The organism is Thiocapsa bogorovii (assembly GCF_021228795.1).
Taxonomy (GTDB): Bacteria; Pseudomonadota; Gammaproteobacteria; order Chromatiales; family Chromatiaceae; genus Thiocapsa; species Thiocapsa bogorovii.
The window spans coordinates 2349525-2364602 of the sequence record NZ_CP089309.1 but is presented as its reverse complement, the minus strand read 5'-3'; the positions used below and the strand labels follow the sequence as shown (position 1 = coordinate 2364602).

Genomic DNA, 15078 nt, shown 5'->3' with positions numbered 1-15078 from the left:
TCGGAAAAATCCCTGAGCCCGACACAAAATGAAAATCATGCATGCCGCTCCGGACGCGGTTTAGGATCAGCCCGTCGCGGTCCGGATCCACTCGACGCGTTTGCGCATCACGCCGTAATAGACCACCGGGATGACGACCAGGGTCAAGACGGTCGAGACGAACAGACCGAAGAGCAGCGATACCGCCAGCCCCGAGAAGATGGGGTCATCCAGGATGAAGAGCGCCCCTGCCATGGCCGCGGCGGCGGTCAGCGCGATCGGCTTGGCGCGCACCACGGCCGAGTTGATGACGGCCTCCTCGAACCCTTTACCCTCGCGCACCTGCTGGTTGATGAAGTCGACCAAGAGGATCGAGTTGCGCACGATGATGCCGGCGAGCGCGATCATGCCGATCATGGAGGTTGCGGTGAACTGCGCACCCAGGAGTGCATGGCCGGGCATGATGCCGATAATCGTCAGCGGGATCGGCGCCATGATGACCAGAGGCACCAGATAGCTGCGGAACTGAGCCACCACCAACAGGTAGATCAGGATCAGGCCCACGCCGTAGGCGATGCCCATGTCGCGGAAGGTCTCGTAGGTCACCTGCCACTCGCCGTCCCATTTGAGGCTGAACTCGTAGGGGTTGGCGGGTTGCTGGATGAACCATTGCTCCAGGCCCTGCTCCTCGGCGAGCCGATCCGAGATCTCGAACATCCCGTAAAGCGGGCTGTCGGTCTCTCCGGCCATGTCGGCGGTGACATAGACCACGGGCAGCAGATCCTTGTGATAGATGCTGTGCGCCCGCTCGGTCTCCTGGATCTCGACGATCTCGGAGAGCGGTACCAGTGCACCGGACATCGAGAGGACCCGCAAGGCCAGCACCTGATCCAGATCGGCCTTGTCCGCCTCGCTCAACTCGACGCGGATCGGCACGGCGTATTTGACGTTGGCGCAGTGCTGATAGCTCATATCCTCGCCGTCGAGCACCGTGGACAGCGCCTGAGCGACAGTACTCTGCGGCACGCCGAGACGCGATGCCTTACTGCGATCCACGACCACGACCCGCTTGCGCGACGGATATTCGACCGAGTCGTCGACATCGACGATGTCCGTCGTGGACTCGAAGATCCCGCGGACCTCGCGTGCGACGCGGATCTGTCCGTCGTAGTTCAGCCCGTAGATCTCCGCGACCAGCGGCGAGAGCACCGGTGGGCCCGGCGGGATCTCGACGATCTTGGCGTTGCCGCCGTGCCGCAAGGCGATCTCCTGCAGCGGGGCGCGCATGCCGGCGGCGATCGCGTGGCTCTGAAGATCGCGGTGGTGGCTGTCGACGAGGTTGACCTGGATGTCGCCCAGGTGTGCGCCCTCGCGCAGATAGTACTGGCGCACCAGACCGTTGAAGTTGATGGGGGCGGCCGTGCCGGCATAGATCTGGAAGTCGGTGACCTCGTCGACGGTTGCCAGGAAATCGCCCATCTCGGCCAGCACCCGCGCCGTCTGCTCCAGGCTGGTCCCTTCCGGCATGTCGAGCACGACCTGGAACTCGCTCTTGTTGTCGAACGGCAGCATCTTGAGGATCACGACCCGGCTGGTGACGAGCGAGATCGAACCCGCGATCAGGATCAGGATCCCGGCCAGCAGCAGCCAGCGGTTGAGGATGCCTTTGCGCCCGACCAGAAAAGGCCCGATGACGGTGTTGAACAGGCGGTCGAGACGCCCGCCCGCATGGGCCGCATCCGGATCGTCGCCGTGCTGCGCATGTCCGGCGCCCGCGGCGTGGCGCTTGCCGAGCATGGCATTCGCCATCCAGGGCGTGAAGACGAAGGCGACGACCAGCGAGATCAGCATCCCCATCGAGGCGTTGATGGGGATCGGGCTCATGTAGGGCCCCATCAGTCCGCTCACGAAGGCCATCGGCAGCAGTGCGGCGATGACGGTGAAGGTTGCGAGGATGGTCGGTCCGCCGACCTCGTCGACCGCCTTGGGCATGAGGTCGAGCAGCTTGGCTTTGCTCATCGCCATATGTCGATGGATGTTTTCCACGACCACGATGGCGTCGTCGACCAGAATGCCGATGGAGAAGATGAGCGCGAACAGCGAGACCCGGTTGAGGGTGAAACCCCAGGCCCAAGAGGCGAAGAGCGTCAGGGCGAGGGTCACGACGACGGCCGCGCCGACGATAATCGCCTCGCGCCAGCCGATGGCGAGCCAGACCAGCAGCACCACGGAGGCCGTCGCGAAGATCAGCTTGGTGATCAGCTTCTGCGCCTTGTAGTCGGCCGTGGCGCCGTAATTGCGGGTGACCGTGACCTGGACGTTGTCCGGGATGAAGGTGCCTTCGAGCTGTGAGAAACGCTCGATGACTTGCTCGGCGACCGCGACGGCGTTGACGCCCTCCTGTTTGGCCACCGCGATGGTGACGGCCGGGGTGCTGCCGGACAGGTCGAGATCGGTATGGACCGCGCCCGCGCCGGTGCCCATCCGCACGTAAGCCTCCGGTTGCTCCGGGCCGCGCTCCAGGGTCGCCACGTCGCTGAGATAGACGGGTCGTCCGCCGTGCAGGCCGACGACCAGCTGGTGGAGCTCTTCCGGGCAGGTCAGAAAGGTGCCGGCCTGCACGAGGATCTCCTCGTTTTCGGCGGTCACCGTGAGGTTGTCCCTGATGACATTGCCCGCCTGCAAGGAGCGGCGAAGGTCGCTCAGGTCGATCTGGTAGCCGGCAAGCGCCTGCGGGTCCAGCAGAACGCGCACGATCTGGGACGGCGCGCCGACCGTGTAGACGTCGCGCGTGCCTGGGACACGCTTGATCTCCTGTTCGAGTGCATGGGCGACCTGCCCGAGCTCGAAGGCGCCGACATCCGGGTCGGGGGACCAGAGCGTGGCGGTGATGATGGGGACGTCGTCGATCCCTTTCGGTTTGACGATGGGGGTGCCGACACCCAGGTTCGGCGGCAGCCAATCCTGGTTGGCCAGCACCTTACTGAAGAGCCGCACCACGGCGTCCGTGTTGTCTTCGCCGACCCGGTATTGGACGGTCACGACGGCCATGCCCGGGCGCGACACGGAGAAGACATGCTCGATCCCCTTGATCTCGGAGAAGACCTGCTCGGCCGGTCCGGCGACCAGGTGCTCGACCTCGCTCGCCGAGGCGCCCGGGAAGGGGATGAAGATGTCCGCAAAGGTGACGTTGATCTGCGGCTCTTCCTCGCGCGGTGTGACGAGGATCGCGAATAGGCCGAGCAGCAGGCCGACGATGGCCAGCAGCGGGGTGATCTCGGTGTTTTGAAAGCGCCGGGCGATGCTGCCCGAGATGCCGAGCTGTTCAGCCATGATCTTGTCCCGCCTCGGCGCCGCCGGTGCTCGACTGCGACTTCAAGGCGACGCCCGCCGCGATCGGGTCGAGCGCGACCTGCTCGCCTTCGGCCAGCCCGGCAAGCACGACGACGCCGCCGTCGATGGCGCGTCCGAGACGGATCTGGCGAAAGCCGACTCGCCCGTCATCGTCCACCACATAGACGGCCGTGACCTCGGAGCGCTGGACGACGGCCTCGGACGGGATCGTCAGCTCCTGCTTGGCACCGATCTCGAAGGCGGTCTTCACGAACATGCCGGGAAAGAGACCTTTCGTACCTTCCGGCAGGTCGAGACGCACGGTGAAAGTATTGGAGCCCATGTCCGCGAACGGGAAGATGGTGACGCGATCCGACTGGATGATCTCCTCGGGGCTCAGATAGATGCGAGCGGTCCCGCCCTCGCGCACCGAGGGGATGACGCTCTGGGGGACGTCGACGATCACCCGCAGCTGATCGAGCGAGATCCCGCTCATGACCTGTTGGCCGGGGCTCGCCGTCTCGCCGACCTCGATATGGCGATGGGTGACGATCCCCGAGTAGGGGGCGCGGATCTGGGTGTATTCCAACTGCTCCTGCGCCTGCTCGAGCCGCGCGGTGGCGGACTCCAGCTCCGCCTCGGCCGCGGCAAGATCCGCCTTCGCCTGGTCCATGGCGGACTCGGAAACATTCTTCTTCTCGAACAGACCGAGGACGCGTGTGTACTCCTCCCGGGTCTGCTCCAATCGCGCCGAGGCGGACCTCAAATCGGCGGCGGCTTGGGCCACCCGTGCGCGGTGCTCGGTATCCTTCAACCGAGCGACGATCGCGTCCTTCTCGACGAAATCCTCGACATCGAACAGGATCTCTTGGACCTGGCCCGTGGTTTGGGCGGAGACAGTGGTGCGATTGATGGCCTCGACGACACCGTCCAGTCGATATTCGCGCGGCAGGGTTTGGTACTGAGCCGGTGCGGTGTCCAGCGCGATGGTCTCGGCGGCCTGAAGATTCAGCGCAGCAAGCGCCGTCAGGCCCGCCAGTGCAGGTATGATCAATGGGACGAGGGGCATGATGGCGGTCCTCTAAAATATTAGATTTTGCTTATATTAACAGAATCTATTGGCAAAACAAGGCGATTGATGTGCTCGACGGGTCGTGTGCCCAAGCGGCGCGTCACCGGGGTCAGGGCAGGCATGAGCTGTTGCGATGCGTCCTGAGGTTAGCAGACGCTTGGCGGTTGCCGGAGGATTTTCGGCTTCCGCCCGGCGTGTTCCGCCGTTCGGCTCCACTGCGCATCCCGAACCCGCGCGGATGCTGGTGCGCAAAGCGCTCCGTAGTGACAATAGAGCAAACAACAGAATCCGGGCCGGCTTGCGGGCCCCCGCGCGAGCAGCGATGCCCAGTCGCGGGTCCGGGCCGGAGAATCGAGATGCCGACTCGCTGCGCGGGGCGGCGAGACCAGGAGGATAGTCCGTGAGCCGATGGTCCGAGGACCTGATTCCGATCGACCGCGCCAAGACCCTGGACGGACTCTTCGTGCAACGCGTCAAGCGCTCGCCGACGCGTGTCGCCTATCGCCATTTCGAGCGCGGCGGCGGATGGTCCGAGCTGACCTGGGCCGAGATGAGTGCACAAGTGGCGCGCTGGCATCGGGCGCTCGCGGGCGAGGCGCTCGGAAGCGGGGACCGGGTCGCCATCCTGCTCCGCAACTGTCCCGATTGGGTGGTGTTCGACCAAGCGGCGCTGTCGCTCGGACTGGTCACGGTTCCGCTCTACACGGACGACCGGGCGGAGAACGCGGCCTATATCCTGCAGGATGCCGCGGTCAAGCTGCTGTTGATCCACGATGCCGGACGGTGGAAGCGGTTGTCCGAGGTGCTCGGCGATGGGCCTTTTCCGACGCGCGTCGTGATCCTGGAGTCGAGCCCCGCGGCACGCGAGATCGCGGCCGCCGATCCGCGGGTGGTGATCGCCGAGGATTGGCTGCCGGAGACCGCACCGGACCTCGAGCAACGTGCCGGCGACCCGGATGCCTTGGCGACCATCGTCTACACCTCCGGGACCACCGGGCGTCCCAAGGGCGTCATGCTCAGTCACCGCAACATCCTGGGCAACGCGCATGGTGCTCTCACCATCATCGATTGCTATCAGGAGGATCGGTTTCTCTCCTTTCTGCCGCTGTCCCATATGCTCGAACGCACGGGCGGCTATTATCTGCCGATGATGGCCGGGGCGACGGTCGCCTTCGCGCGTTCGGTCGCGCAGCTTGCCGACGATATGCAGGCGATTCGGCCCACCGTCATCATTGCCGTCCCGCGGGTCTTCGAGCGGGTCCACCAGCGCATCCTGGACCAATTGGAAGCACGTCCGGCGCCCGCGCGCTGGCTGTTCCGGCTCGCCGTCGCCTCGGGGTGGCGGTCCTTTCTGCGTGAGCAAGGACGTGGCGGCTGGCACCCATTGATGCTGCTCTGGCCGTTGTTGCGCAGCAAGGTCGCCGGTCAAGTCCTCGCCAAGCTCGGCGGAGCGCTCCGTGTCGCCGTGAGCGGCGGTGCGCCCCTGCCGAGCGCCGTCGCGCAGACCTTCATCGGTCTGGGCCTACCCCTGTTGCAAGGCTACGGCCTGACCGAGACCAGTCCGGTCATCAGTTTCAATCCGCTCAAAGACAATATCCCGGAGAGCGTCGGTGTGCCCCTGCGGGGGCTGCAGCTACGCATCGGAGCGGAGGACGAGCTCCTCGTGAAGGGCGAGAACGTGATGCTCGGCTATTGGAACAACCACGCGGCCACCTCCCGGGTGCTGACGCAGGATGGTTGGCTGCACACCGGCGATCAGGTGCGTCTGGAACACGGACACATCTACCCCGAATATTTCATAAAAAAGGGCGACTCTCGTTCAACCCATTGATAAAATGGCTGTTCCGCCAAGAACGCTTCGGAAGAAGCTAAACGAGGTCGCCCATGCCCGAGTCTACCCCGGAACAGCTGCGTTTTCCCCCGGTCGCCGGTTTCACGGTCCGCGGCGACTTCGACGGCGGCGCCATGTCGTCTGACTTTGGCCCCATGATTCTGCGCGGGGTTGATCGGCAGATCGGCCTGACCGAGCGGTTGAGCGCAGCGATCGATGATTGGCGCCATCCGTCCTACACCACCCATCCGATGCGTGAGCTGATCGCGCAACGGGTCTACCAGATCGCCTGTGCTTACGAAGACGGCAACGACGCCAATGCGCTGCGCCGTGATGCGCTGTTCAAGCTGGGGCTGGAGCGCAAGCCGCTGGATGCGACGACGGACCTGGCCAGCGGGCCGACCTTCTCGCGTTTGGAGAATGGGGTCGGCGCGCGCGACCTCTACCGCATGGCGCAGGCCTTCGTCGAGGCCTTCATCGCCAGCTACCCGAAGGCGCCGCAGGTGATCGTGCTCGATATGGACCACTCCGAAGACGCCACCCATGGCCAGCAGGAGTTCGCGTTCTACAATCATCACTACGGCAACCATTGCTACTTGCCGCTGTTTCTCTTCGAGGGCCTCTCGGGGAAGTTCATCACCGCGGTGCTGCGTCCCGGCAAGCGCCCCACCGGCGCCGAGAACGCGATGATCCTCAAGCGCGTGCTCAAGCGGCTGCGGGCCGCGTGGCCACGCACACGCATCATCCTGCGCGGCGACGGACACTTCTCCAACCCCGAGTTGATGGCCTTGGCGATGGCCGATCCGTTGACGGATTTCATCTTCGGCCTGGCGGGTAACCGGGCTCTCACGCCACGGGCCGAGCCGTTCTTGGCCGACGCCCGCAAGCTCCATGCGCTGCGCATCGAGAACGCCCGGCGCGCCGACGCCGACGTACCCGAGCGGACCCGCACCTACCACGAGGTTGACTACCGTGCCGGTTCCTGGCCCGGCGCGTGTCGGACCATCCTCAAAGCCGAGGTGACGGCGCGCGGCGACAACCTCCGCTTCGTCGTCACCTCCTTGGACTTGCCCAGTCCCGAGTGCGTCTACCGCGATCTGTACTGCGCGCGCGGCCAGGACGAGAACTTCATCAAAATGATCAAGAACGATCTGGCCAGCGATCGCACTTCCGACAGCACCTTCTTGGCCAATCAGATGCGCTTGTTCTTCTCCTGCGCCGCTTACGTCTTGCACCAAACGCTGCGCACCGAGGTCCTCGTCGGCACGGAACTGGCCAACGCCCAGCCTGCCACCGTGATCATCAAACTGTTCAAGCTCGCCGTGCGCGTGGTGCAGTACAAAGACCGCGTGCGCCTGCACCTGCCCTCGAGCTGTCCGGTCAAGACGCTGTTGCAGCAGGTCACCGAGAGGCTCTTCAACGCGCAGCCCCGGGCGGCGCCCGCCTAGACGCACATACATCCCCGCACGGGGATTTCAGCACGCGCACGACGACTATGCCCACCTCGGGCAGGGCATCGTACGCCTGCGCGGCGACAAAACTACTCGTGCCCCGTTGATCAAGCCCGTTGCCGCTCGGTATTTCCACCATTCAACCCCCGCGGCGTCCCGGTCATCGCCCTCGGTGACGCCCAGCGCCGCGCAAATCCGCGAGGCCAGTGTCGGCTGTGTCGGTTTATGAAACATCCGGGCTACATTACCGGGCGATTAAAGGATATTCTGGTTCTGTCAAATGGCGAGAAGGTCCCGCCCGCCGACCTCGAGATGGCGATCTCGATGGACCCTTTGTTCGAGCAGGTCGTTGTACTCGGCGAGGGCCACTCCTACCTCACGGCCTTATTGGTGTTGAACGCAGATCTCTGGCCCGGTCTCGCACGGGAGCATGGTCTGGATCCGGAGCACCCGGAAAGCCTGCGCGATCCCCAGCTCAACAAGCTGGTCCTCAAGCGGATTCGCTCCTCACTGCACGATTTTCCAGGCTACGCTAAGATCCGGCGCGCGACGCTGACGCTCGAGCCTTGGTCCATCGACAACGGCCTGCTGACGCCGACGATGAAGGTGAAGCGCGCCATGGTCGTCTCGCGCTATCGCAACGAGATCGAGGAGATGTACGGGATGGATGCCTGATCCGGCCGAGCGCAGTCCCGCGACCGTTCGGCGCCGGGGCGGGGCCGGTCAAGGCTCGGGTCTCGTTCTTGATTGCGCGGCGGGCAGGGCCTACACTAAGGACTCGAAGCGGGTGTAGTTCAATGGTAGAACTTCAGCTTCCCAAGCTGATAGCGTGGGTTCGATTCCCATCACCCGCTCCATCTTCCCCCCGCCCCGCATCCCTCTCCAGCGAAGTCCGCACCGTTTCGGTAGGCCCCATGCAACGTCTCTATCAGGCCCGAGATCGCATCGAGGCTCAACTCCTGCTGGACTTTTTGGATCGGCACCTCGTCGAGGCCGTTATTCTGGGGGACTATCTTTCCGGTGCCGCGGGCGGTCTTCCTGCCGACATCGGTCCTACGCTCTGGGTCGTGGAAGACGACGACCTCGAGCGCGGTCGCGAGCTGCTCGGCCGATTTCAGGCCGATGCGCGGCGTCCGAGCGAGACCGGGACCTGGCAATGCAGTGCTTGCGGCGAATCGGTGGACGGTGATTTCGACCTCTGCTGGAACTGCGGGCAGCCGCGTGCGGAGACCGGATCTTGAAGACGGCAGCCCTCTCTCGTCGCACCCGGATTGGCGCGAGGCGATGACCGCAGACCCCTCGGCGTGGTTCGGCGCGGCCGTGCTCGGTTGGTTCGATCGGCACGGGCGCAAGGATTTGCCCTGGCAACGCGATCCGACGCCATACCGGGTCTGGGTCTCGGAGATCATGCTCCAACAGACCCAGGTCGCGGTCGTGATCCCCTACTTCGAGCGCTTCGTCGCGCAGTACCCGACCGTGGCGGATCTCGCGGAGGCGTCGGAGGATCGTGTGATGGCCCTCTGGTCCGGGCTGGGTTACTACGCCCGCGCCCGCAATCTGCATCGCGCCGCGTGCCGGATACGAGATCTGCATGGCGGCGTGTTCCCCACGGCGATCGAGCATTTGTTGGCTCTGCCCGGCATCGGTCGCTCTACAGCCGGTGCCGTGCTCTCGCTCGCTCTGGATCAGCCCCATCCGATCCTCGACGGCAACGTGAAGCGCGTGCTCGCGCGTGCCTTCGGCGTCGAGGGTTGGCCCGGCGAGCGTGTGGTCCTCGAACGGCTCTGGACGCTCTCCGAACGGCTCACGCCGGAGAGCCGGGTCGGCGCCTACAACCAGGGTATGATGGATCTGGGTGCCACGCTCTGCACGCGCCGTACCCCGGCCTGCGAGCGCTGTCCGTTGTCCGAACGGTGCATTGCGCGACACTCGGGCCGTCAGGCCGAGCTCCCGACACCCCGCCCGCGCCGCAGCCCTCCGCACCGCGAGACCCTGATGCTGCTCCTCGTCGATCCAGCCGGCAATATCCTCCTGGAGCATCGGCCCAAGAGCGGAATTTGGGGCAGTGCGGCCTGGCAAGGCCGCGTGTTCTAGCGGGTGGAACTCCCGCCTGGGTAATCGCTAGCCACGAGCCCGGTATCGAGCCTTGCGGCGCGGCTGGTAACAGCCGCGTCGATGCGTAGGCACGACAGCAGGCGAGGTGCAAAGGTAACGGGTGGAGCCGACCTTGAAGGTGTTGAGCCCCGAAACATTTGGTCGGGAGTGCCGACGGGTTTGTCCCTCCGGCAGGCAACAGTCCGTGTCGCGTCATGGCGAGTGGCACGGGTACTCCCCGGGGTCCGAGGCCGTATCGAGCCTGACATCGAGAGCACGCGGTAACCAGGGAGATCCGTGTATCGGTCCGTCGGAGGCGGGCACCCGCGAACAAGTGTCAAAAGCGAGGACGCGGGCAGCGATGCGCGGAAGTCGGAGCCACCTATAGTAGCGTTGATACCCGGTAATGCGGGCGGAGCGAAGGGGTGGCGGTTTGAGACAACGCAAGAGTGAAACACGGCCCTACACCGAGAGGACTCTGACCGTGACCAGCAAGCTTGAGCGTTTCACACTGATGGCGCGCGCGGAACCGCACACGCGGTTCACGTCCCTGATGGGCATGTTGTTTGACCCGGAGGGGTTGCGCGAAAGCTTCGAGCGCCAGGACGGACGCAAGGCGCCCGGAGTCGACGGGGTTAGGAAGGACGACTATGCAGTGGGTCTGGACGCGCGTCTGGAGGATCTGTCGGCACGGATTCGCCGTCTGGGGTACCGGCCGTTGCCGGTGCGGCGCACCTACATCCCGAAAGGGGACGGCCGTTATCGGCCGTTGGGGGTGCCGAGCTTCGAGGACCGCCTGGTCCAAGATCGCCTCGGCCGCATCCTTCAGGCCATTTGGGAGCCGGAGTTTCGGGACTGCTCGTTCGGGTTTCGGCCGGGTCGCAGCGCGCACGATGCGCTGCGCCGGGTGGCCGAGGTCATCACCAACGGGCGCACGCAGTGGGTGGTGGAGGCGGACATCAAAGGCTTCTTTGATCATCTGTCACACTCCCACCTCATGGACTTCCTGGAGCACCGCATCGGCGATCCCAATCTGTTGCGGATCGTGCGGCGGTTCCTGAAGGCCGGCATCATGGAGGACGGCGCGTTCACGGCCAGTGAAGAGGGCGCCCCACAAGGGGGTCTGGTCTCGCCCGTGCTGAGCAATATCTACCTGCACTACGTCCTCGACCTTTGGTTCGAGAAACGCTTTGCGGGGACCTGCACGGGACGGGCGTACCTGATTCGCTATGCCGACGACTATGTGGCCTGCTTCGAGCACGAAGGCGATGCACGGGCCTTTCTCACCGAGATGACCGCACGGCTGGCGCAGTTCGACCTGGAGGTCGAGCCGAGCAAAACGGCGCTGCTGCGTTTCGGCAGCGACCAGCTGGGTCGGACGCGGGCGGAGACGCCCGGACCGCGTACCTTCAGCTTCCTCGGCTTCACTCACTGTGTCGGGAAGAGCCGGCGGGGGCGCTTTGTTGTCGGGCGTAAGAGCGACGGCAAGCGGGTCGGCAAGAAGCTCAAGCTCCTGAGCGAGCGTCTGCGGGGGTTGCGGGCGCGAGGCGGGCGGGCGATGGTGGCGTACCTGATCCGGCATCTGCGCGGACACATCCAGTATTACGGTGTGAGCGGCAATAGCCGGGGCGTATCGGGTTACCTTTACGCCGCAACGGGCCTGTTGTTCAAATGGCTCAACCGGCGCAGCCAACGTCGCTCGTTGACCTGGAAGCGCTTCTACGCGGTCATCAAGCCCATGCTCCCGACGGCGCGGATCATTCACGACCTCTACCCCGTTCCTTGGTGGAAGACTCAAGCTGGGAGCCGGATGGTGTAACACTCCAAGTCCGGTTCTGCGAGGAGCCGGGAACAAACCGTCGTATGGCCGAGATCATGTGGCACCGCCGGGAAACCAGGCGGCAAACAGAGAACACAAACATCAGCCTAACCGACGGTGAGGACCCGGCTTACTCTCCGACTCTGGAGTCTGCCCGAGATTGCGCCTGATGCGGATCCGCGCGACTGGTGTCTCGCCCGCATCGGTGTTCCGCCCGCGCGGGTTGAAATGATCGGGGCACGCCGTCACACCTTCTCCCACTTCACATTGGATATCCGAATCGCACTGGTGCAGCTCGACACGACGCCCGCTCGCGTTGCCGACGGTGAGGAGCAGCGCTGGCTGAATCGGGCCGAGCTCGGCGCCGTCGGGACCCCCGCGCCTATCAAGGGCATTCTGGAACACTTTCAAGCCGGCCGAGCGCAACCGCCCGTTCGTGCTCAACCACACGGAGACGTCTCATGACCCACATGGTTCACTGCGTCAAGCTCGGCCGCGAGGCCGAGGGCTTGGATCGGGCGCCCTATCCTGGCGAGCTCGGCAAGCGCATCCATGCCAACGTATCCAAGCTTGCTTGGCAGGACTGGCTCCGGCACCAGACCATGCTGATCAACGAGAACCGATTAAGCCCGATGGACCCCAAATCGCGAAAGTTTCTCGAAGAGCAGATGGATAAGTATTTCTTCGGCGAAGGCGCGGAGATGCCCGAGGGTTACGTCCCGCCGAAAAGCTAGCGGCGCGGTCTTGTCGTCCCGGCCAAACGTTCAGCGTGTCGCCGGGATGCACTGCTGAACACCCGCCTTGCCGATCTTCCCTTGCGTTGTTAGATTAGCTCGCCGTTTTCCGATGGATTTCCCGACGGATCCTTGTCCAGGATGCCCGCGGGAGAGCCGGCGATCTCCTCTATCTCCCGCAAGGTACGCACCTGATGTTCTTCAGAAGTCTTCGTGGAATCTTCTCGAACGATCTTTCGATCGATTTGGGTACGGCCAACACGCTCATTTTCGCGCGTGACCAGGGGATCGTCCTCAACGAGCCGTCGGTGGTCGCGATCCGTCACGAGCGCAAGGGCGGGGGCAAAACGGTGGTCGCCGTCGGCGAAGAAGCCAAGATGATGCTCGGGCGCACGCCGCAGAGCATTACGGCGATTCGCCCGCTCAAGGACGGTGTGATCGCCGATTTCACCATCACCGAGAAGATGCTCCAGTACTTTATCCACAAGGTGCACGAGTCGCGTCTGATTCGTCCCAGCCCGCGCGTGCTGATCTGCGTGCCCTGCGGCTCGACCCAGGTGGAGCGTCGCGCCATCAAGGAGTCTGCGGCCGGGGCCGGTGCACGCGAGGTCTTTCTGATCGAGGAGCCCATGTCGGCGGCGATCGGTGCCGGGCTCGCGGTCCACGAGCCGCGCGGCTGTATGGTCATCGACATCGGTGGCGGCACCTCCGAGGTGGCCATTATCTCGCTCAACGGCATCGTCTATTCGGCATCGATCCGCGTCGGCGGCGACACCTTCGACGACGCCATCATCAATTACGTTCGGCGCAACTACGGCACACTCATCGGCGAGGCGACGGCCGAGCGCATCAAGCACAGCATCGGTTCGGCCTTTCCAGGCAACGAGGTGCTCGAGATCGAGGTGCGCGGGCGCAACCTCGCCGAGGGCATACCGCGCAGTTTCACGCTCAACAGCAATGAGATCCTGGAGGCGCTGCAGGAGCCGCTTGCGGCGATCGTCGGCTCGGTGAAGATGGCTTTGGAGCAGACCCCGCCCGAGCTCGGCTCGGACGTTGCCGAGCGCGGCATCGTGCTGACCGGCGGCGGATCCTTGTTGCGCGATTTCGATCGTCTGATCGAGGAGGAGACGGGTCTGCCCGTGGTGGTGGCCGAGGATCCACTGACCTGCGTGGCGCGCGGCGGCGGCAAGGCGCTGGAGATGCTGGACGCACGGGGGATCGATCTCTTTACGACCGAGTGATCCCATCAAACCGCTCTTTCTTCGCGGGCCGTCGCCGACCCTCCGGGTGATCCTGGCGGTGGTGTGCGCGCTGGGCCTCATCATCACCGACCATCGATTCGACCATCTCGAGCGCGTGCGCTCGCTGCTGTCCGTCTTCGCCTACCCGTTGCACCTGGCCGTGGACGTGCCCTCTGCGCTCGTGCGCGCCACCCGCGAGCGGCTCACGGACGGGGCACAGTTGCGCGCGACGAATACGGCACTCAGCCGCGAGAACCTACTGTTGAAGGCCCGCCTACAGCAGTTCGAGTCATTGGAGGCGGAGAACATGCGCCTGCGCGATCTGCTCGGCTCCTCGTTCAACATCGGCGAGCGGGTCCTGATCGCGGAAATCTTGGCCGTCGATCTCACGCCGTCGCGCCAGCAGGTAATGGTGAATAAGGGCTCCAGCTCGGGCGTTTTTGTAGGCCAACCGGTGTTGGATGCCAATGCCGTGATGGGGCAGGTGATCCGCACCAACCCCTTCTCGTCCGTTGTACTCTTGATCACCGACTCGGATCATTCGCTCCCGGTCGAGGTCAACCGAAACGGTTTGCGCGCAATCGCGGCGGGTTCCGGCGTCGGGCAGGGGCTCGAGTTGCTCTTCATCCCGAAAAATGCAGACATCCGCGAGGGCGATCTGCTGGTGACCTCGGGAATGGGCGAGCGTTTTCCCCCGGGCTATCCGGTTGCACGGGTGACCACGGTGCGCCAGGATCCCGACAATCCCTTTACAACCGTGTTGGCCGAGCCGACCGCGCGGCTCGATCGCAGCCGCGAGGTCCTTCTGGTCTGGACCCTTGATCCGCAGATGCAGCAGAAGGCGCTGACCGGCGCAGCGCCGAGCGAAGACGCCAAGCCATGACGGAAGCCGCACCGCGAGGCGGCTGGCTGATCCTCGTCAGCTTGCTGGTCGCCCTCCTTCTCACGGTCTTGCCGATGCCTGCTGCGACGGATGCCTTCCGGCCGCAGTGGGTGGCGCTCGTTACCCTGTACTGGTGTCTGACGGTGCCGGAGCGTTTCGGGGTCTTCGCAGCCTTCGCCGCTGGTTTGGCCGTCGATGTGGTCACCGGCTCCTTGTTCGGACAGCACGCATTGGGCCTCTCGCTGATCGCCTACGCGGCCGTCGAGCTTCACCAACGCATCCGTCTGTTCCCTTTGTGGCAGCAGGCCCTTTTCGTGTGGGTGTTGCTTCTGGTCGAGCGGCTGCTCAATTTGTGGGTCCTGGCTGCGACGGGCCAGCCAATGCCCTTCCTGATCTACTGGGTTCCGACTCTACTCGGCCTTCTGCTCTGGCCCTGGCTCTTCGTGATCCTCAGCGACTTCGGTCGCCGCGCCGGTTTGGTCTAGACTAGGCCGCTTTCGGCATGACATGCACCCATCTCGTCTCGGCTCGACCGCCATCGCGCCAACGTCCGTTTCAGCACACGCGGTATGAAATTTTGAATTTTTCTGACTTAAACCGCGCCGACTCGAAGGTTTACCGAAGCCGCAAAGCCACGGGGA

11 protein-coding genes, 1 tRNA gene and 2 pseudogenes are annotated in these 15078 nt (G+C 64.4%); 12 read left to right on the top strand and 2 right to left on the bottom strand.

All coding sequences use genetic code 11. The annotated features are described in order from the left end of the window. Positions 1 to 66 precede the first annotated feature (66 nt). Positions 67 to 3312 (bottom strand): efflux RND transporter permease subunit, encoded by a 3246-nt coding sequence (locus tag LT988_RS10700; RefSeq protein WP_232410119.1) that lies wholly within the window; start codon positions 3310 to 3312, stop codon positions 67 to 69. Next, positions 3305 to 4381, bottom strand: a complete 1077-nt coding sequence (locus LT988_RS10695; protein ID WP_232410118.1) for an efflux RND transporter periplasmic adaptor subunit — start codon at positions 4379 to 4381, stop codon at positions 3305 to 3307. The genes LT988_RS10700 and LT988_RS10695 overlap by 8 nt, the downstream gene beginning before the upstream one ends. Before the next feature lie 403 nt (positions 4382 to 4784). Between LT988_RS10695 and LT988_RS10690 the strand changes: the two are divergent. The 12 genes and pseudogenes from LT988_RS10690 to mreD form a co-directional block, all read left to right on the top strand. Further along, a pseudogene (locus LT988_RS10690) lies at positions 4785 to 6170 on the top strand (AMP-dependent synthetase/ligase); the annotation flags it as partial. A gap of 98 nt (positions 6171 to 6268) precedes the next feature. Further along, the gene (locus LT988_RS10685; RefSeq protein WP_232406659.1) at positions 6269 to 7663 is read left to right on the top strand and encodes an IS1380-like element ISTro1 family transposase; all 1395 of its coding nucleotides are present in this window, start codon (positions 6269 to 6271) and stop codon (positions 7661 to 7663) included. Positions 7664 to 7891: 228 nt separating this feature from the next. After that, entirely contained in the window at positions 7892 to 8341 is a 450-nt protein-coding gene (locus LT988_RS10680; protein ID WP_332460566.1) for a hypothetical protein, read from the top strand. 108 nt (positions 8342 to 8449) lie between these two features. After that, positions 8450 to 8523, top strand: a tRNA-Gly gene (locus LT988_RS10675). 57 nt (positions 8524 to 8580) lie between these two features. Beyond that, the gene (locus tag LT988_RS10670; protein WP_232410117.1) at positions 8581 to 8907 is read left to right on the top strand and encodes a putative signal transducing protein; all 327 of its coding nucleotides are present in this window, start codon (positions 8581 to 8583) and stop codon (positions 8905 to 8907) included. Between the two features lie 43 nt (positions 8908 to 8950). Then, a pseudogene (gene mutY / locus LT988_RS10665) lies at positions 8951 to 9730 on the top strand (A/G-specific adenine glycosylase); the annotation flags it as partial. Positions 9731 to 10244: 514 nt separating this feature from the next. Continuing rightward, entirely contained in the window at positions 10245 to 11579 is a 1335-nt protein-coding gene (gene ltrA, locus LT988_RS10660; protein WP_232407872.1) for a group II intron reverse transcriptase/maturase, read from the top strand. Positions 11580 to 11696: 117 nt separating this feature from the next. Next, on the top strand, positions 11697 to 12044 hold the full coding sequence (locus LT988_RS10655) for an NUDIX domain-containing protein (protein ID WP_232410116.1): 348 nt from the start codon (positions 11697 to 11699) through the stop codon (positions 12042 to 12044). Further along, positions 12041 to 12313: an oxidative damage protection protein gene (locus LT988_RS10650; RefSeq protein WP_232410115.1), complete on the top strand. Its 273-nt coding sequence runs from the start codon at positions 12041 to 12043 to the stop codon at positions 12311 to 12313. The genes LT988_RS10655 and LT988_RS10650 overlap by 4 nt, the downstream gene beginning before the upstream one ends. Positions 12314 to 12507: 194 nt before the next feature. Then, on the top strand, positions 12508 to 13554 hold the full coding sequence (locus LT988_RS10645) for a rod shape-determining protein (RefSeq protein WP_232410114.1): 1047 nt from the start codon (positions 12508 to 12510) through the stop codon (positions 13552 to 13554). Then, the gene (gene mreC, locus LT988_RS10640; RefSeq protein WP_269752141.1) at positions 13535 to 14437 is read left to right on the top strand and encodes a rod shape-determining protein MreC; all 903 of its coding nucleotides are present in this window, start codon (positions 13535 to 13537) and stop codon (positions 14435 to 14437) included. The genes LT988_RS10645 and mreC overlap by 20 nt, the downstream gene beginning before the upstream one ends. Then, positions 14434 to 14922: a rod shape-determining protein MreD gene (gene mreD, locus LT988_RS10635; RefSeq protein ID WP_232410112.1), complete on the top strand. Its 489-nt coding sequence runs from the start codon at positions 14434 to 14436 to the stop codon at positions 14920 to 14922. The genes mreC and mreD overlap by 4 nt, the downstream gene beginning before the upstream one ends. Positions 14923 to 15078: the final 156 nt, after the last annotated feature.